General features: G+C 73.1%; 14 protein-coding genes. 6 read left to right on the top strand and 8 right to left on the bottom strand.

From position 1 onward, the window contains the following. The first annotated feature begins 221 nt into the window (after positions 1–221). Positions 222–1,772: an alpha/beta hydrolase gene (locus tag FGW37_RS20045; protein ID WP_179082311.1), complete on the top strand. Its 1,551-nt coding sequence runs from the start codon at positions 222–224 to the stop codon at positions 1,770–1,772. Between the two features lie 21 nt (positions 1,773–1,793). Here the strand turns inward: FGW37_RS20045 and FGW37_RS20040 are convergent, their stop codons facing one another. The 7 genes from FGW37_RS20040 to FGW37_RS20010 all read right to left on the bottom strand — a co-directional run bounded on the left by FGW37_RS20040 (position 1,794) and on the right by FGW37_RS20010 (position 11,556). Continuing rightward, positions 1,794–2,012, bottom strand: coding sequence for a hypothetical protein (locus FGW37_RS20040; RefSeq protein WP_179082310.1), 219 nt, complete (start codon positions 2,010–2,012; stop codon positions 1,794–1,796). 39 nt (positions 2,013–2,051) lie between these two features. Then, positions 2,052–3,746 (bottom strand): acyl-CoA mutase large subunit family protein, encoded by a 1,695-nt coding sequence (locus tag FGW37_RS20035; protein WP_179082309.1) that lies wholly within the window; start codon positions 3,744–3,746, stop codon positions 2,052–2,054. 205 nt (positions 3,747–3,951) lie between these two features. Beyond that, complete coding sequence (locus FGW37_RS20030; protein ID WP_179082308.1) at positions 3,952–5,535, bottom strand: hypothetical protein; 1,584 nt, start codon at positions 5,533–5,535, stop codon at positions 3,952–3,954. After that, entirely contained in the window at positions 5,535–6,269 is a 735-nt protein-coding gene (locus FGW37_RS20025; protein ID WP_179084799.1) for an RNA polymerase sigma factor, read from the bottom strand. Before FGW37_RS20025 ends, FGW37_RS20030 begins: the two co-directional genes overlap by 1 nt. Positions 6,270–6,303: 34 nt before the next feature. Further along, positions 6,304–7,266 carry a DUF4328 domain-containing protein gene (locus tag FGW37_RS20020; protein ID WP_179082307.1) on the bottom strand — a complete coding sequence of 321 codons (963 nt, stop codon included), beginning with the start codon at positions 7,264–7,266 and terminating at the stop codon, positions 6,304–6,306. Between the two features lie 324 nt (positions 7,267–7,590). Next, positions 7,591–9,666, bottom strand: coding sequence for a glycosyltransferase (locus tag FGW37_RS20015; protein ID WP_179082306.1), 2,076 nt, complete (start codon positions 9,664–9,666; stop codon positions 7,591–7,593). A 252-nt stretch (positions 9,667–9,918) separates the two neighbouring features. After that, positions 9,919–11,556: a beta-N-acetylhexosaminidase gene (locus tag FGW37_RS20010; RefSeq protein WP_179082305.1), complete on the bottom strand. Its 1,638-nt coding sequence runs from the start codon at positions 11,554–11,556 to the stop codon at positions 9,919–9,921. A 203-nt stretch (positions 11,557–11,759) separates the two neighbouring features. On the opposite strand from FGW37_RS20010, the gene FGW37_RS20005 reads away from it, so the two are divergent. The 5 genes from FGW37_RS20005 to FGW37_RS19985 all read left to right on the top strand — a co-directional run bounded on the left by FGW37_RS20005 (position 11,760) and on the right by FGW37_RS19985 (position 15,953). Further along, on the top strand, positions 11,760–12,323 hold the full coding sequence (locus tag FGW37_RS20005) for a 2-oxo-4-hydroxy-4-carboxy-5-ureidoimidazoline decarboxylase (protein ID WP_246430464.1): 564 nt from the start codon (positions 11,760–11,762) through the stop codon (positions 12,321–12,323). 231 nt (positions 12,324–12,554) lie between these two features. Further along, positions 12,555–12,935 (top strand): succinate dehydrogenase, cytochrome b556 subunit, encoded by a 381-nt coding sequence (sdhC, locus tag FGW37_RS20000; protein ID WP_079110670.1) that lies wholly within the window; start codon positions 12,555–12,557, stop codon positions 12,933–12,935. An 8-nt stretch (positions 12,936–12,943) separates the two neighbouring features. Then, positions 12,944–13,420, top strand: coding sequence for a succinate dehydrogenase hydrophobic membrane anchor subunit (locus tag FGW37_RS19995; RefSeq protein WP_058045913.1), 477 nt, complete (start codon positions 12,944–12,946; stop codon positions 13,418–13,420). 20 nt (positions 13,421–13,440) lie between these two features. Next, complete coding sequence (gene sdhA / locus FGW37_RS19990) at positions 13,441–15,195, top strand: succinate dehydrogenase flavoprotein subunit (RefSeq protein WP_179082304.1); 1,755 nt, start codon at positions 13,441–13,443, stop codon at positions 15,193–15,195. Continuing rightward, the gene (locus FGW37_RS19985; protein ID WP_179082303.1) at positions 15,195–15,953 is read left to right on the top strand and encodes a succinate dehydrogenase iron-sulfur subunit; all 759 of its coding nucleotides are present in this window, start codon (positions 15,195–15,197) and stop codon (positions 15,951–15,953) included. The genes sdhA and FGW37_RS19985 overlap by 1 nt, the downstream gene beginning before the upstream one ends. A 100-nt stretch (positions 15,954–16,053) precedes the next feature. Here FGW37_RS19985 and FGW37_RS19980 read toward each other — a convergent pair whose 3' ends face one another. Beyond that, positions 16,054–16,449, bottom strand: a complete 396-nt coding sequence (locus FGW37_RS19980) for a MerR family transcriptional regulator (RefSeq protein WP_179082302.1) — start codon at positions 16,447–16,449, stop codon at positions 16,054–16,056. Positions 16,450–16,510: the final 61 nt, after the last annotated feature.

The raw sequence follows: 16,510 nt of genomic DNA, 5'->3' as shown, positions 1-16,510 counted from the left end.
CCACGCACGCGCAAGGTCTCCTCACGCTCCCGCATCCGTGACGGCGCGAGTACGGCGGCCCACCTCCTACCCAAGCCGCCACCAGCCGCCACCAGCCGCCACCAGCCACCAGCCACCAGCCGGAACCCAGCCACCCCGCCGCCCCGTTGCAGTTACCCCCACCCCCGCCCGGGGCGTTGGCCCCATAGTCATCCGACGGGCCGTCAGACACTCTTGGTCGCATGAGAACCCGTAGCCGTACCGGCATACTCCTTACCCTTTCCGCCGCTGCCTGCGCCACCGCTCTCACCGTGCCCACCGCTCTCACCGTCCCCGCCGCCCAGGCGGCCACGGCCGCCGGCCCGCACCCCGGGGGCCTCGACTGGCGCCCCTGTGCCGACGCCAAGGGCAGCGCGCCCGGAGCCGAGTGCGCCACGCTCCCCGTTCCGCTGGACTACCGGAAGCCCTCCGGGCCTACCGTCGACATCGCTGTCTCCCGGCTTCGTTCGGACCGGCCCGAGGCCCGGCGCGGCACGCTGTTACTCATAGCGGGTGGGCCCGGGGGCTCCGGGGTGGAGGCCGTGGCGCGGGAGGGGGAGAAGGTGCGTAAGGCCACCCAGGGGGCCTACGACGTCGTGGCGATCGATCCGCGCGGCGTGGGTGGCAGTACTGCGGCCGACTGCGGGATCGCCGAGGACGACCGGCAGCTGGTGGACTTCCGGGGCTGGCCGCGGCCGGACGGGGACATCTCGGAGAGCGTGGCCCGGGCGCGCCGGATCGCCGAGGCGTGTGCCCGCAACGGCGGCGACGTTCTGCGCAGTCTGACGACGCGCAACGAGGCCCGGGACATCGACAGTTTCCGCAAGGCGCTCGGTGAGAAGAAGCTGTCCGCCGTCGGCGTGTCCTACGGCACGTACGTCGGGGCCGTCTACGCGCAGATGTTCCCCGAGCGCACGGACCGCTGGGTCCTCGACAGCAGCCTCGACCCCGACCCCTCCCGCGTCGGGCGCGGCTGGCTGGCCAACATGGCGCCGGGCACGGAGGAGAGCCTTCCCGACTTCGCCCGGTGGGCCACCGACCCCGCCCGCGGCAAGGACCGGCTCGCCGAGCGCCCCGAGGACGTCCGCCCGATGTTCCTCGCCCTGGCGGCCGCTCTCGATCGCAAGCCCCGGGCGTTCGAGGGCTCCGGCCATTTCCTCACCGGCAACCTGCTGCGGCAAGCCCTGCAGTTGAGCCTCTACGACCGCGCGCGCTTCCCCGGTCTCGCCGCGCTCATCCAGGCCGCCCGCACCGGCGGTGACGGCCCCCTCACCGTCCCCGACCCCCTCCCCGAACCGCTCTCGCAGCGCGAGGCCGCCGTGTTCGCCGGCATCGTCTGCAACGACGCGAGCTGGCCGCGCGACGTCTCCTCGTACGAGCGGGCCGTGGCCGCCGACCGCGCCCGGTACCCGCTCACGGCCGGCATGCCCGCGAGCATCACGCCGTGCGCGTTCTGGAAGGGCGAGCCCGCGGAGAAGCCCACCCGCATCACGTCCCACGGCCCGTCCAACATCCTCATGGTCCAGAACCTGCGCGACCCGGCGACTCCGCACCACGGGGCCCTGAAGATGCGCGCGGCCCTCGGCGACCGCGCCCGCCTCGTCTCGGTCGACGCGGGCGGCCACGGCGTGTGGCTCAGCACCGGCAATGCGTGCAGTGATCGTGCCGTGAGCCGCTTCCTCGTCACCGGTCAGCGACCCGCGCAGGACGCTTTCTGTGCAGGGGACGGCGACCCCTCTCACCGCTCCGAGTAAGCGACACCGCAAGCACCCGCGTCAGAACAGCTGCTGCTGCCCGTCCGTCGGCGGCTCCTCCGGGTCGAACAGGCGCGGCTCCGTCGCCAGCAGCGGGGCCGAGCGGCGCGAGCCCGGGCAGGAGATCAGGTCGTACGAGAAGGCGGGGCGGCGGCCCGGCGGGTCGTGACGGGCGTAGCGGCCGCCGACGACGGCGATCTCGCGGGTGCATACGGGGCAGGCGCGGCGGGGAGCGGACATACCCTCCAGTGTCGCTTACGGAGCACAGTGGTCGGTCGGTCAGAAGACGTCCGCCGGAACGTGCGTCCCCCACACCCCCCGCAGCGCGTTGCACACCTCCCCGACCGTCGCCCGCGCCCGCAGGGCGTCCTTCAGCGGATACAGGACGTTGTCCGTCCCCGCGGCGGCCTTGCGCAGGGCGGCCAGCGCCGTCTCCACCGCCCGGCCGTCGCGCTCCTCCCGCAGCCGCGCGAGGCGCTCCCGCTGCCGGGCCTCGATGGCCGGGTCGACGCGCAGCGGCTCGTACGGCTCCTCCTCGTCGAGCCGGAAGCGGTTGACGCCGACGACGACCCGCTCGCCGCTGTCGGTCTCCTGCGCGATGCGGTACGCGTTGCGCTCGATCTCGGCCTTCTGGAAGCCCTGTTCGATGGCGGCGACCGCCCCGCCGCGGTCCTCCACCCGGCCCATGAGGTCCGCGGCGGCGTCCTCGACCGCGTCGGTGAGGGACTCGACGGCGTACGAGCCGGCGAACGGGTCCACCGTGGCCGTCACGTCCGTCTCGTACGCGAGTACCTGCTGCGTGCGCAGCGCCAGCCGGGCGGCCTTGTCCGTCGGCAGGGCGATGGCCTCGTCGAAGGAGTTGGTGTGCAGGGACTGGGTGCCGCCGAGGACGGCGGCGAGGCCCTGGACGGTGACGCGCACCAGGTTCACCTCCGGCTGCTGCGCCGTGAGCTGGACGCCCGCCGTCTGGGTGTGGAAGCGCAGCATCTGCGACTTGGGGTCGCGGGCGCCGAACGTCTCCTTCATCACGCGCGCCCAGATCCGCCGGGCCGCCCGGAACTTGGCGACCTCCTCCAGCAGCGTCGTGCGCGAGACGAAGAAGAAGCTCAGCCGCGGTGCGAAGCGGTCGACGTCCATGCCCGCGGCCACGGCCGTGCGCACGTACTCGATGCCGTTGGCGAGGGTGAAGGCGATCTCCTGCACGGGCGAGGCGCCGGCCTCGGCCATGTGGTAGCCGGAGATCGAGATCATGTTCCACTTGGGGAGCTCGGCTTCGCAGTACGCGAAGGTGTCGGCGACCAGCCGCAGCGAGGGCTTCGGCGGGAAGATGTACGTGCCGCGCGCGATGTACTCCTTGAGGACGTCGTTCTGGACGGTCCCTGTGAGCCGGTCCGCCGGGACGCCCTGCTCCTCGCCGACGAGCTGGTACATCAGCAGCAGGAGCGCTGCGGGGGCGTTGATGGTCATCGAGGTGGAGACCTCGCCGAGCGGGATGCCGTCGAAGAGCACCCGCATGTCCTCGACGGAGTCCACGGCGACGCCCACCTTGCCGACCTCGCCGCTCGCCATCTCGGCGTCGGAGTCGTGGCCCATCTGCGTGGGCAGGTCGAAGGCGACGGACAGGCCGGTGGTGCCGTGGGTGATGAGCTGCCGGTAGCGGGCGTTGGACTCGGCGGCGGTGCCGAAGCCCGCGTACTGGCGCATCGTCCAGGGCCGACCGGTGTACATCGTGGGGTACACGCCCCGCGTGAAGGGGTACGCGCCGGGCGCGCCGAGCCGCTCCGCGGGATCCCAGCCGTCGAGGGCCTCGGGTCCGTAGACGGGCTCGAGGACCTGCCCGGACTCGCTGAGCCGGGGCGGGCGGCCGCCCGCGCCTTGCCGCCCCGCTTCCCCGCCGCCGGGTCTGCCGGCCTCGGGCCTACCGGCGTCGGCCCTGCCGCCGTGGGGCCTGTCGCTGTCCGGTTCGCGCGCCATGGGCGTCCCGCCTCCCGCTGCTGCTCGGCACATCCTGCAGACAGGATGCGCCGACCGGGGCGCACGGGGCAGACCCGACACGGGTGAGAAAGAGGGGGGCGCGGGCAGAGCCGGGGGAAGAGCCCCGCCCGCGCCGATGCGCATGAGCCGACGGTATGGGGGGAACTCCGGCTCGTGCGCAGCCGATGACCAGTCGGCTCACTACCTACAGCGCCGTGGGGTCGGAAAACGTCACACCCGGGGCCGGAACGGTGAAACGGGGATCGCTGCGGACGGGCGGCACAAGGCGGGAGAGACGCCCCGGACTGTCCCAGCCGCCGCCGTCGTCACCCGTGCCGCCGCCGGTCTTGCCGGAGCCCCGTCCGCCGCCGGAACGGCCGTCGCCGGAGCCGGAGATCGTGCCGGAGCGGGCGGGGTCGCCGCCGTCGGCCGCCTTGACCACGTTCTCGCAGAACGTGCGCAGGTCGGCGTTGTCGCCGAGGCCCGCGGCGCGCTCCAGCGTCCGGACGGAGTCCTCGTCGACGCCGCCGCGGCGCTGCTGGGCCGCGAGGTAGTCGCGGCACAGGCGGGTGGCCAGGGGGCCGGCCTTGGTGCCGTCGCCGCGGGCGTCGTCGCCCTTGTCCTGGCCGTCGCCCCGGCCGGGGCGCTGCGACGGGGACGCGGAGTCGCCTGGTCTGTCCCGGTCGGCGGGTGCGCTGCTCCGGCCGGAGCCGGGCGTGGGCGAAGCGGAGCCGTCCGGCTTGCCACTGGTGCTCGGGCTGCCGTCCGGACCGCGGGACGGCGTGCCGCCGGGCGACCTGCTGCCGTCGGGGGACGCACTCCCGGCGTGCTCGTCGCCGAAGGCGGACACGCTCGGCGCGGCTGCGGGATGCCCGCCCGAGCCGCCGAAGGGCCCGGGCAGCACGCCCGCGCCGGCCGCCACCGCGACGCCGCCGATGGCACAGCCGGCCAGGGCCATGGCCAGCGCGGCCTTGACGGGCCGCCAGCGGGTGAGCAAACCGCGCCCCGTCGCGGGACGGGTCGCGGGCGTGCCGAGGCACACGGCGGGCTCGGTCCCGGCTGCGAAGGCGGGCGCAGCCGCCACGGCCCTCGCCTCACGGAACGCCGCCAGCGCCGCCTCCTCCCCCGGCAGGGTCTGCCCGACGGGAGCGGACGCCGGCACGAGCGACCGCAACACGGCGACAAGCCGCTCGGCTTCGGGCGGCACGGGGTGGCCGTCCGGCCGGGTGCTCGATACGGGGGCGGCCGGACCGCCGGGCGCGGGATGGCCGTCCGGCCGGGTGGCGGGTACGGGGTCGGTCGGACCGCCGGGTGCGGGGCGGCCATCGGGCCGGGTGCCCGAAACGGGGTCAGCCGGACCACCTTGTGCGGGTGCGGCGCCGGGAGCGCCGGCAGCAGCCGAGGCGCCGGACGCACCGGAAGCACCGGAGCCGCGAGAGCCTCCGGAAACCCCGAGGGCGCCGGAAGCCCCGGAAGCGTCGGCAGCAGCCGGAGCACCCGAGGCGCCGGACGCACCGGAAGCCCCGGAAGCGCGAGCGCCTCCCGGAACCGTAGCGGCGGCATTCGGCCCGGTGGTGGTCGGGCGGCCGCCCGCCGTCTGCTCGGCAACGGGGTCGGCCGCCGACGCGTCCCGTACCGCGTCGTTCCCGGCAGTCCGCGGCGCGGGCTCGTTCACGGGGTCGGCGGAGTCGCCGGCCGGGGCGACGGGGGCCGTCCCGCTCAGCAAGCGCTCCACGGCGTCGTCGTCCAGCCAGTCTTCCAGCCAGTCGTACCGGTGGTCGTCCGCCATCACATGTCCTTCTGCGTCCGCGCACGCATTTGCGTCACACCGGCAGAAGCATTCGCTCCGGGGTGTGATCCGGGCTGTGCCCGCCGCTGCTGGGGGACGGTGTCGGTGACCGGCCTCCCCGCCGGCACCGTTCCGTTGTCCCCTGCGGCCCCGGTCGTCCCGTCGATCGTGTCGACGCCGTCGGCTCCCGGCGTCACCATTTCGGCCAGCCGGCGCAGCCCGCGGTGCGCGGCGGTGCGCACCGCTCCGGGGCGCTTGCCGAGCACCCCGGCGGCGCTCTTCGCATCGAGGCCGACGACCACGCGCAGCACGACGGCCTCCGCCTGGTCCTGCGGGAGCCGGGCTATGAGGGCGAGGGTGTTGCCGGTGCCGACGGCCTCCAGGGCCTCGCCGGCGGTGTCGGCGTCGGCGGCGCGGCCCGCGAGTTCGCTCTCGTCGCCGCCGATGGCCGGGCGCCGGCCGCGCATCCGTATGTGGTCGAGGGCGCGGTTGCGGGCGATCCGGGCGGCCCAGCCGCGGAAGCGGTCCGCATCGCCGGCGAACCGTTCGAGGTCGCGGGCGATCTGCAGCCACGCCTCGGAGGCCACGTCCTCGGCGTCGGCCTCGCCGACGAGCGTTCGTACGTACCCGAGCAGGCGGGGGTGGACGGAGCGGTAGACCGTACGGAATGCCGTCTCGTCCCCACCCTGGGCCGCGTTCACCGCGGCCGTCAGCTCGGCGTCGTCCCCCTGCACGCCCTCATCCTGCACCACTCGGAGATTCCGTGGCTCAGTAGCCCGCCGGCCCGCTGCCGTAAGGATTCTGCGGCGGGTTGGGCCAGCCGGCCGCGGGGCCGCCGGGCTGCTGCCCGGGGACATACCCGGGCGCGCCGTACGGCACACCGGCGGGCACGGGCCCGCCGGCGCCCGGCATGGCGCGCTGCTCCTGCAGGCGGGCGAGCTGGCGGACGACGAGGATGGCGAGGACGCCGGCGGCCATCAGCAGCAGCGTGCCGAGGCCGGAGACGTTCGCCGAGTTCTTGAGCGCCTCGACGTCCTCCCGCCAGGTGGAGCCGTCGTAGCCCTTGGTGGCGATCCGCGCGGAGGCGCCGGCGCTCATCGCCGTCGAGAGGACGGTGCAGACGCCGGAGGCGATCCAGACGGACCACCAGGCGTTCAGCAGGCCCTTGGGGGCGCCCTGCGGGGCGCTGGCCTTGTAGATGTCGTTGACGATCTGCTTGGGGAACCAGAGGTTGACCACCGGCGTGAACCACGCGCCCGCGGCCCAGCCGATGCCGAGGCGGTGGCCGCCGGGCGCGAAGTACTCGGCGTTGATCCGGGCCCGCCGGAACCAGATGGCCCAGAACGTGGCGGACGCGGCCAGGGTCAGGCCGTACAGCAGCGAGGAGATCGTGGCCACGGCCTCCGTGTCCTCGATGTCCTCCTGCGTGGTGGAGGTCACGCCGTTGTCGAGCATGTCCTGCAGTGCCATGCGCGTCTGGGTGTCGGACCAGAAGACGAACAGCAGCGCCGCCACGCTCGCCCCGAGCGCGGTCATCAGCGCGATCCGCATGCCGCGGCGCAGGTCGACACCGCCGACGGGCATCGGGGCCTGCGGCATCGCGGGAGCGTAGGGGTACCCGGGGGCGGGTGCGGGCGCCATGGCGGCGGCCTGCTGCTGGTAGGCGCCGCAGGCGGCGCAGCGGCCGTCCGGGCCGACGGCGGCGGCGCGGCAGTGACCGCACGGATACATAGGTGAGAACCCCCTGGAACGTGGCCGACTTTCCCGTTCATCCGGTTTTGCCCGGACCCGGCCACTGGGACGACAAGCGAGAGGCGCACGCTGAGCGGCGCGGACCCGCACGTTACGGGCAGCGACCCGGCTTCGTCCAGAAAGGGGCCCCGGCACCCCGGTGTGACAGTGTGACGGATTGACGGCCTGCGGCGCTGTAGGAGGTGTGGGCCCCACCAGGGTCCGCACCGGACGGCGGTCGGGGCCTCTCCTGTGGGGGGTGGCGGCCCCGGCCGTCCTCCGTACCGGGCCGCCCCGCCTCCACCCCGCCTCCGGGGAAGGCGCCTACGCCGCGTCCTCCTGTGCCACGTCCTTCACCGTGATCGTCAGGTCATTGGTCACCGTGAAGTACGGCCGCAGCCGCACCTCGCCGCGCACGGCTCCCGGGAAGGTGTCGATGCCCTTGCGGTCGGCGAAGTCGCCGGCGATCCGGCCGACGCGCACCAGCGCCGCCCCCGCCTCGGGCCGCACCCACAGGTCCCACAGGTCCTGCTCCTCGTCCGGCTTCCGCCGCTGCTGCATCGGCTCGTAGGGCAGGTTCCCCGAGCCGTTCTCCAGCGGCACCCGCACGTCGGCCGCGGAGCCGTCGCCGTGGCGCAGCCGCGCGATGAGCTCGGCGCCCTCGCCGAGGGAGGTGCCGTGGGCCCGGACGGCCACGCGGATGCCGTCCGCACCGACCTGCACCTCGGTGGCCTCCGCGTGCTGCGGGCGCAGCCAGGTGCGCACCGCGAGGAAGCCGTCGCTCGTCTCGTAGGGCACGGCGGCGGCGACACCGGCGGCGCCCTGCGCGAGCTCCAGCCCGAGCAGGGCCTTCTGCTCGACCAGCGCGGCGGTCAGGCGGCGGCGCGACTTGTCGCCGGAGCGCTCGGCGTAGGTGTCCCAGCGGCCCTCGGGCAGGGTGTGCGCGGTGCGGTCGAGGCGGGCCTCGACCCAGGTGCCGGGTTCACGGCGGGCGGGGAGCGGCACGCGCACGGACTCCTTGCCCTTGGTGCCGCGGTGGCGCAGCAGCAGATGCGTGTCCGCGGCGGTGAGCTGGTCGGCGCGCAGGCGGACGACGAGGGAGCCGTCGGCGGCGACGGCGCAGCGGGCCTCGGGGTGGGCGCTCTCGCCGGGGGCGGGGGCGGCCACGGCCGCCTGCTTCTTGCGGCCGCCGCCGAACAGGCCGCCGAACAGGCCCTTCTTCTTCTCGGGGGTGGTGGTGAAGCCCGGGCGCAGCTCCTCGAAGAGCTCCTCGTAGCGGGCGGCGATGCGCGAGGGCTCGTAGCGGCCGGCGGTCTCGCGGGCGGCCGCGCCGAGGCGGGCGCGCAGCCCGGCGTCCCCGGTGATCTTCAGCAGGGCGTCGGCGTACGCGTCGACGGCGTCCGCGTCATCGAGCGGGACGAGCATGCCGTCGGTGCCGTCGGTGAGGATCTCGCGGGGGCCGTAGGGGCAGTCGGTGGCGACGACCGGCAGGCCCGCGTGCATGGCCTCGACGATCGTCATGCCGAAGGACTCGGCGTCGGAGGCGACGGCGGCGACGGCGCCCTTGGACCACTCGGTCTCGATGGGCGAGCGGGCGCCCATGAGGGTGACGCGCTCGTAGAGGCCGAGCTCCTCGATCTGCTTGCGCAGCTTGGCCTTGGCGGGGCCGCGGCCGTAGATGCGCAGGTGCCACTCGGGGCGCTGGGCGGCGACCTTGGCGAAGGCGGCGACGAGCCGGTCGTAGCGCTTGACGGCGACGAGGCGGCCGGCGGAGACGATCAGCCGGGACGTGCCGTCGGAGGGCTCCGCGTCGGGGGCGGGGACGGCGTTGGGGATGGAGAGGATGCGCGCGCGGGCGCCGGGGAGGGCCTCGCGGTAGTGCCCGGCGTCGGCCTCGGAGACGGTGGCGAAGGCGTCCAGGGCGGCGATCGCCGGGTCCATCACGGCGTGCAGCTCGGGGACGTGGGCCTCGTGCGTGAGGTGCTCCTGGCCCAGGCGAAGGTAGCGCTCGGAGCCGTACTTCGCGAGGTAGCCGATGAGCTTGGGGCGGGTGGCGATGACGACGTCGGCGTCGGTGGCCGCGAGGTGCTCGCGCACGCGCTGGTCGGTGAGGGCCGTCGCGGCCATCCGGCCGTTGTCGATGCGCTCGTCCCGGAAGATCTCGCTGGCCTGCTGGTTGAGCGGGGCCTCGTACTCGTCGCCGTCGGTGCCCTCGCGCAGGTCGACCAGGGGCGTGAGGCGTACGCGCGGGTCGATGTCCAGCTCGGGGACGTCCACGGGCCGGTTGACGCTGATGATCCGGACCTCGTGCCGGTCCGCGAGGGCGGCGGCGAGGTTGACGGTCGAGCGGATGGTGCCGCCGATGCCGTACGCGTTGTGCAGCAGGAATTCGATCTTCATCGGGCCCTCGTTCAGATGCGCGTGCTTCCTCCCGGAGGTTAGGCCCTCGGGGGCCGCCCCCGCACGCATCGGCTCCGCCGTGGGTGCGCGGGTGCCCACGCGCTGCGGGTGGGCTCCGCCCGGGGAGGCCCGCTCACCACCGGTGAGTCCCGATTCCGCCGGACCCTCGCCGTGGGGGTCGAGCGCCATTGCGGCGGACGGTTTTCAGGGGCCCACCGGCGCCGCCTGCCCGTACCGCCTACCGGACCCGCGCTACCGGACCCGCGCGTCCAGCGCCGTGAAGTCCCGCCACGCCATCGTCGGGCGGCGGGCGTCCCACAGGCGCTGGGCGACCGCGGCCAGCGGCAGCCGGATGCCGTCGGCGACCTGCTGGGCGTTCTGCGCCTCGGGCCGGTCGCACCAGACGGCGAGCCGCCCGCCCGGCACCCGGTCGGGGCCGGACTGCCCCGGTACGGGCGCCGTGCCGCGCAGCACGGCCGGCGACCACTGCTCGTAGATCCGCTGCCCGGTGGGGTAGCGGAACTGGTTGGGCTCGCCGAGCACGTAGTAGAGGTACTCGTCGTTGAGGTTGACGAGCGTGCGCCCCTCGTTCAGGTACTCCTGCGGGAGCCGGGCGCCGATCTCCTTGCCGGTCCAGTACTCGACCTCGATGTCCTTGCTCGCGCTCACGACGCCGCCGCGGAAGAAGCCGTCGTTCCAGGCCTTGGCCTTCTTGCCGAGGGTGCGTACGAGGGCGGCACGGTCGTTGAGCCAGCCGGTGGCCAGGTCCTGGACGCGGGCGCGCGGCCCGTACTTCTCGCGGGCGCGGGCGGCCAGGCGCGGGTAGGAGGCCTCGGGGTTCTTGGCCATCAGCGCGCGGTACTCGTCGGCGCCGAGGTGGAAGTACGGGCCGGGGAAGAGGGGGGCGTACTCGCGCAGCAGGTCGTCGACGATGCGGGCGGCGTCGGGGTTGGCGATGTCGACCGCGCCGCGGGCGGCCTTGCCGGCGGCGTCGCGCAGCTGCAGCGTGGGGTGGGCGGCGATGACGGCGCCGAGGTGGCCGGGCGAGTCGATCTCGGGGATGACGGTGATGTGCAGCGACTCGGCGAGGGCCACGATCCGGCGGACCTCGGCCTTGGTCAGCCGCTGCGGGGAGACGATCTCGGGGTGGGAGTCGCTCTCGATGCGGAAGCCCTGGTCGTCGGAGAAGTGCAGGGCGAGCTGGTTGAGCTTGAGGGCGGACAGCTCGCGCAGCCGGGCCTCGATCCACTCGGCGGTGAAGTGCTTGCGGGCGATGTCGAGGTGGAGGCCGCGCTGGGCGCGGTCGGGGGCGTCGCGCACGACGCCTTCGGGGAGCCCGCCGCCGGAGCGCACGGCCTGCAGGAGGGTGCGCGTGCCGTAGAACACTCCGGCTTCGCCCGCCGAGGCGACGAGCACCTTGCCGTCGCGGGTGGTCAGCTCGTAGGCCTCGGCCGCGAGGGGGCCCTGCCCCGTGCCGGGGCGCAGGACGAGTTCGACGTCGCCGGGGCGGGCGGGGCCGGCCGCGTAGCCGAGTCTGAGCTCGCCGGCCAGGCGGCGGCCCTCGTCGGCGAGCGGGCCGGAGGCGATCACACGGGCGCCGTCGGTGGGCCGCCAGCCGGGGCCGGTGGCGGCCTCGGCCGAGCGGACGGCGGGGATGGCGCGGGGGACTCCGGCGGGGACGGGGGCCTGCGCGGGGGACCGGCGGGCGGGCGAGCGGGCCGGGGAGGCGGGGGACGTGGCGGAGGTCCCGGGGGAGCGCGAGTCGTCCCCGCCCGGCCGGGTGCCGGTTTCGCGGGGGCAGCCCATCAGGGTCATGGTGGCGAGGAGGACGCCGGCGCAGACGGTCCCCCGGACGGCCGACGCTCTGGTCATCCTGAGGCGCAGTCCCATGGAGCAAGCCTCCTCTTCCGGAGTCTTCACGGCTCTTTCGGCCTGAATGGGGCGAAGGTAGTCCTCTTTCCCCACGAGGCCTTCCGCCCATGTCCACCGCGCACCGGAATCCGCCCCCGTCCGAATGAAATTCATCCATACGCCGGACGGTGGCCGAGAAGCATCGCTACGGTGGCCGCCCGGTTTGACTCCTCACCCGCCCGGTGCCGCCGGGTCCAGCTGCCGGAGGTGCGCAGATCACGCTGTACGGCCTCGACCGCCACGGCCTCGACCGGCTCAACTCCGCCACGCCCGGCGCAGCCGAGGCCGCCCTCCTCGCCTGCTGCGGCAGCCGCCGCTGGGCCCGCCACCTCGCCGACCTGCGCCCCTACCCCGACCTGCGCACCCTGCTGAACACCGCGGGGCACGCCGCCCGCGGCCTGGCCCCCGCCGATCTGGCCGAGGCGCTCGCCGACGAGACCGTCCCGCAGCACCTCCTCACCGGCCCCGGCGCCACCGAGGTGACCCGTAGTGCGCTGTACCGGGCCTACGCCGCCTACGAGGCCAGATTCGGCCATGTTTTCGTGCTCTGCCTGGACGGCAGCCGTCCGGACGGCGCCCTGGACCGCGCCCTGGCCGCCCTGCGCGCCCGGCTCGCCTCCACCCCTGCCCAGGAGGCCGCCGTCACCGCCGCGGAGCTCGCCCGGCTCGCCCGCGGCCGGCTCACCCGGCTGGCGCCGGACACCCCGCCCATGCGGCCGCGTACCGCCCGGCCCTGTGGGACATAACACCCATTCGGCCGGACGTCGCAGGCCAGACCGGGTGCGGAATTCCCCCTGGAGTCACCCCGTCCGGCCCTTGACGGGCGCGCACATGCCTGTTTGATCACACCTGCGGACCCCGGGACGCCGAACCGACAAGGCGTCGCTACGATGGCCAGGGCCGGTGGACCGTACCCGGCCGGGCCCGACCGACAGAGAAGCCGGCAGGCCCTGATCCCCGCTCCCGGAGGGTTTTCCGTGCCGGCTGGAACGCTGTACCGCGGCCGGGAAGGCATGTGGTCCTGGGTGGCTCATCGAGTCACCGGCGTCCTCATTTTCTTCTTCCTGTTCGTGCACGTCCTGGACACCGCTCTCGTCCGCGTCTCCCCCGAGGCGTACGACGAGGTCGTCGCGACGTACAAGACGCCCCTCGTGAATGTGATGGAGTACGGCCTCGTCGCCGCCATCCTCTTCCACGCGCTCAACGGCCTCCGCATCATCGCCGTGGACTTCTGGTCCAAGGGACCGCGGAAGCAGAAGCAGATGCTGTGGTGGGTCGTCATCATCTGGGCTGTGCTCATGGCAGGCGCCTTCTACCCCGTGCTCCAGCACACGCTGCGCACGCTGTTCGGGAGCTGAGTCGCGAAATGTCTGCTGAAACCACCCCCGCCACCGCCGCCGCGGCCGACGTCTCCCTCTACGACGTCGACAACCCGGCCCCGGTCATCGAAGCGCCCCGCAAGCGCACCAAGAAGACCCCGAAGACGACCCGCACCAACTTCGAGCTGTACGGCTGGCTGTTCATGCGGCTGTCCGGCATCGTCCTGGTCGTCCTGGTCCTCGGCCACCTGCTGATCCAGCTCGTCCTCGACGGCGGCGTCAGCAAGATCGGCTTCGCCTTCGTGGCCGGCCGCTGGGCCTCGCCGTTCTGGCAGGCCTGGGACCTGGTCATGCTCTGGCTCGCGATGCTCCACGGCGCCAACGGCCTCCGCACGGTCATCAACGACTACGCGGAGCGCGCGACGACCCGTTTCTGGCTGAAGAACCTGCTGTACGCGGCCACGGTGTTCACCGTCCTGCTGGGCACGCTGGTGATCTTCACCTTCGACCCGAACATCCGCTAGAGCCCGGGGCTGACGACACCATGAAGATCCACAAGTACGACACCGTCATCGTCGGCGCCGGTGGCGCCGGCATGCGCGCGGCCATCGAGTCGACGAAGCGCAGCCGCACCGCGGTGCTCACCAAGCTCTACCCCACCCGCTCCCACACCGGCGCCGCCCAGGGCGGCATGGCCGCCGCCCTCGCGAACGTCGAGGAGGACAACTGGGAGTGGCACACCTTCGACACGATCAAGGGCGGTGACTACCTGGTCGACCAGGACGCCGCCGAGATCCTGGCGAAGGAGGCCATCGACGCGGTCCTCGACCTCGAGAAGATGGGCCTGCCGTTCAACCGCACCCCGGACGGCACCATCGACCAGCGCCGCTTCGGCGGCCACAGCCGCAACCACGGCGAGGCCCCGGTCCGCCGGTCCTGCTACGCCGCGGACCGCACCGGCCACATGATCCTCCAGACGCTGTACCAGAACTGCGTCAAGGAGGGCGTGGAGTTCTTCAACGAGTTCTACGTCCTGGACCAGCTGATCACCGAGGTCGACGGCGTCAAGAAGTCGGCCGGTGTGGTCGCCTACGAGCTGGCCACCGGCGAGATCCACATCTTCCAGGCGAAGGCGGTCATCTACGCCTCCGGCGGCACCGGCAAGTTCTTCAAGGTGACGTCGAACGCCCACACGCTCACGGGCGACGGCCAGGCGGCCTGCTACCGCCGCGGCCTGCCGCTGGAGGACATGGAGTTCTTCCAGTTCCACCCGACGGGCATCTGGCGCATGGGCATCCTGCTGACGGAGGGCGCCCGCGGTGAGGGCGGCATCCTCCGCAACAAGGACGGCGAGCGCTTCATGGAGAAGTACGCGCCGGTCATGAAGGACCTCGCGTCCCGTGACGTCGTCTCGCGCTCCATCTACACGGAGATCCGCGAGGGCCGCGGCTGCGGTCCCGAGGGCGACCACGTCTACCTCGACCTCACCCACCTGCCGCCGGAGCAGCTGGACGCCAAGCTCCCGGACATCACCGAGTTCGCGCGCACCTACCTCGGCATCGAGCCCTACACGGACCCGATCCCGATCCAGCCCACCGCGCACTACGCCATGGGCGGCATCCCGACCAACGTCGAGGGCGAGGTGCTGGCCGACAACGACACCGTCGTCCCCGGCCTCTACGCCGCCGGCGAGGTCGCCTGCGTGTCCGTGCACGGCGCCAACCGCCTGGGCACCAACTCGCTGCTCGACATCAACGTCTTCGGCCGCCGCGCGGGCATCGCCGCCGCGGAGTACTCGGTGAAGGCCGACTACGTCGAGCTGCCGGAGAACCCGGCGCAGCTCGTGGCCGAGCAGGTCGAGCGGCTGCGCAACTCCACCGGCAAGGAGCGGGTCGCCGAGCTCCGCAAGGAGCTGCAGGAGACCATGGACGCCAACGTCATGGTCTTCCGCACCGAGCAGACCATCAAGACGGCCGTCGAGAAGATCGCCGAGCTGCGCGAGCGCTACAAGAACGTGTCCGTCCAGGACAAGGGCAAGCGCTTCAACACCGACCTGCTGGAGGCCATCGAGCTGGGCAACCTGCTCGACCTGGCCGAGGTGATGGCCGTGTCCGCGCTCGCGCGCAAGGAGTCCCGCGGTGGTCACTACCGCGAGGACTACCCCAACCGCGACGACGTCAACTTCATGCGCCACACCATGGCGTACCGCGAGGTCGACGCGGAGGGCAAGGACTCGATCCGCCTCGACTACAAGCCGGTCGTCCAGACCCGCTACCAGCCGATGGAGCGTAAGTACTGATGAGCACCGCGACTCTCGACAAGGTCGAGGCCGACTCCGCGGCCTCGCCTTACATCAAGGTCACCTTCCGCGTCCGCCGGTTCAACCCGGAGGTCTCGGACGAGGTCACCTGGCAGGACTTCGAGATCGACATCGACCCCAAGGAGCGGGTCCTCGACGGTCTCCACAAGATCAAGTGGGATGTCGACGGTTCGCTGACGTTCCGCCGCTCCTGCGCGCACGGCATCTGCGGCTCCGACGCGATGCGCATCAACGGCAAGAACCGCCTCGCGTGCAAGACGCTGATCAAGGACATCAACCCGTCGAAGCCGATCACGGTCGAGCCCATCAAGGGCCTCACGGTCCTGAAGGACCTCGTGGTCGACATGGAGCCGTTCTTCCAGGCCTACCGCGACGTGATGCCCTTCCTGATCACCAAGGGCAACGAGCCGACGCGCGAGCGCCTGCAGTCCGCCGAGGACCGCGAGCGCTTCGACGACACCACCAAGTGCATCCTGTGCGCCGCGTGCACGTCCTCGTGCCCGGTGTTCTGGAACGACGGCCAGTACTTCGGCCCGGCGGCGATCGTCAACGCCCACCGCTTCATCTTCGACTCGCGCGACGAGGCCGGTGAGCAGCGACTGGAGATCCTGAACGACAAGGACGGCGTGTGGCGCTGCCGCACGACGTTCAACTGTACGGACGCCTGCCCGCGTGGCATCGAGGTCACCAAGGCGATCCAGGAGGTGAAGCGGGCGCTCATCACGCGCCGCTTCTGACCTGCGGTCCCTTCCGGGCAAAGGCCGGGGCCCCGCTTCCCCCTTCGGGGAGGAGCGGGGCCCCGGCCTTTGCCGTGCGGCCGGCTGCGCGTGCCCCGGCTCAGGCCGAGCGCAGGGCCTGCAGGGCGAGCGCCTCGTCCTCGCGCCGCCGGGCGTCCATCGCCTCGGTCACCCCGAGCAGCGCCTCCTTGCGGCGCCGGAGCTCGGCCATCTGCTCCTCCAGCCGGGCGAGCTGGTCGTCGATCACCTGGACGGAGTGGGCGCAGGCGAGCAGGCCGGGGCCGCCCTGGGCACAGGGCAGCAGGGTGCGGATGGTCTCCGTCGTCATGCCGACGCCGAGGAGCTCGCGGATGCGGCCGACGCGCTCGGCGGCGTCCGGCCGGTAGGTGCGGTAGCCGTTGGTGTCCCGCTCGGAGCGGAGCAGGCCCTGCTCCTCGTAGTAGCGCAGCAGCCGGGGGCTCACTCCGGTACGACGGGACAGCTCTCCGATGCGCATGTGCGGTTCTCCCCCACAGGACTTGACCTTGACACTGATGTCATACGGCAACCTCTTGGCC

This window comes from Streptomyces rectiverticillatus, assembly GCF_013394065.1.
GTDB classification, from domain to species: domain Bacteria; phylum Actinomycetota; class Actinomycetes; order Streptomycetales; family Streptomycetaceae; genus Streptomyces; species Streptomyces rectiverticillatus.
Note: the sequence above shows the minus strand (reverse complement) of the source record. Positions and strands in the feature narration are given on the sequence as shown.

Coding starts and splice junctions, on each gene's coding strand:
- FGW37_RS20045 (WP_179082311.1), top strand. CDS start 222: ATGAGAACCCGTAGCCGTACCGGCATACTCCTTACCCTTTCCGCCGCT.
- FGW37_RS20040 (WP_179082310.1), bottom strand. CDS start 2,012: ATGTCCGCTCCCCGCCGCGCCTGCCCCGTATGCACCCGCGAGATCGCC.
- FGW37_RS20035 (WP_179082309.1), bottom strand. CDS start 3,746: ATGGCGCGCGAACCGGACAGCGACAGGCCCCACGGCGGCAGGGCCGAC.
- FGW37_RS20030 (WP_179082308.1), bottom strand. CDS start 5,535: ATGGCGGACGACCACCGGTACGACTGGCTGGAAGACTGGCTGGACGAC.
- FGW37_RS20020 (WP_179082307.1), bottom strand. CDS start 7,266: ATGTATCCGTGCGGTCACTGCCGCGCCGCCGCCGTCGGCCCGGACGGC.
- FGW37_RS20015 (WP_179082306.1), bottom strand. CDS start 9,666: ATGAAGATCGAATTCCTGCTGCACAACGCGTACGGCATCGGCGGCACC.
- FGW37_RS20010 (WP_179082305.1), bottom strand. CDS start 11,556: ATGGGACTGCGCCTCAGGATGACCAGAGCGTCGGCCGTCCGGGGGACC.
- FGW37_RS19995 (WP_058045913.1), top strand. CDS start 12,944: ATGTCTGCTGAAACCACCCCCGCCACCGCCGCCGCGGCCGACGTCTCC.
- sdhA (WP_179082304.1), top strand. CDS start 13,441: ATGAAGATCCACAAGTACGACACCGTCATCGTCGGCGCCGGTGGCGCC.
- FGW37_RS19985 (WP_179082303.1), top strand. CDS start 15,195: ATGAGCACCGCGACTCTCGACAAGGTCGAGGCCGACTCCGCGGCCTCG.
- FGW37_RS19980 (WP_179082302.1), bottom strand. CDS start 16,449: ATGCGCATCGGAGAGCTGTCCCGTCGTACCGGAGTGAGCCCCCGGCTG.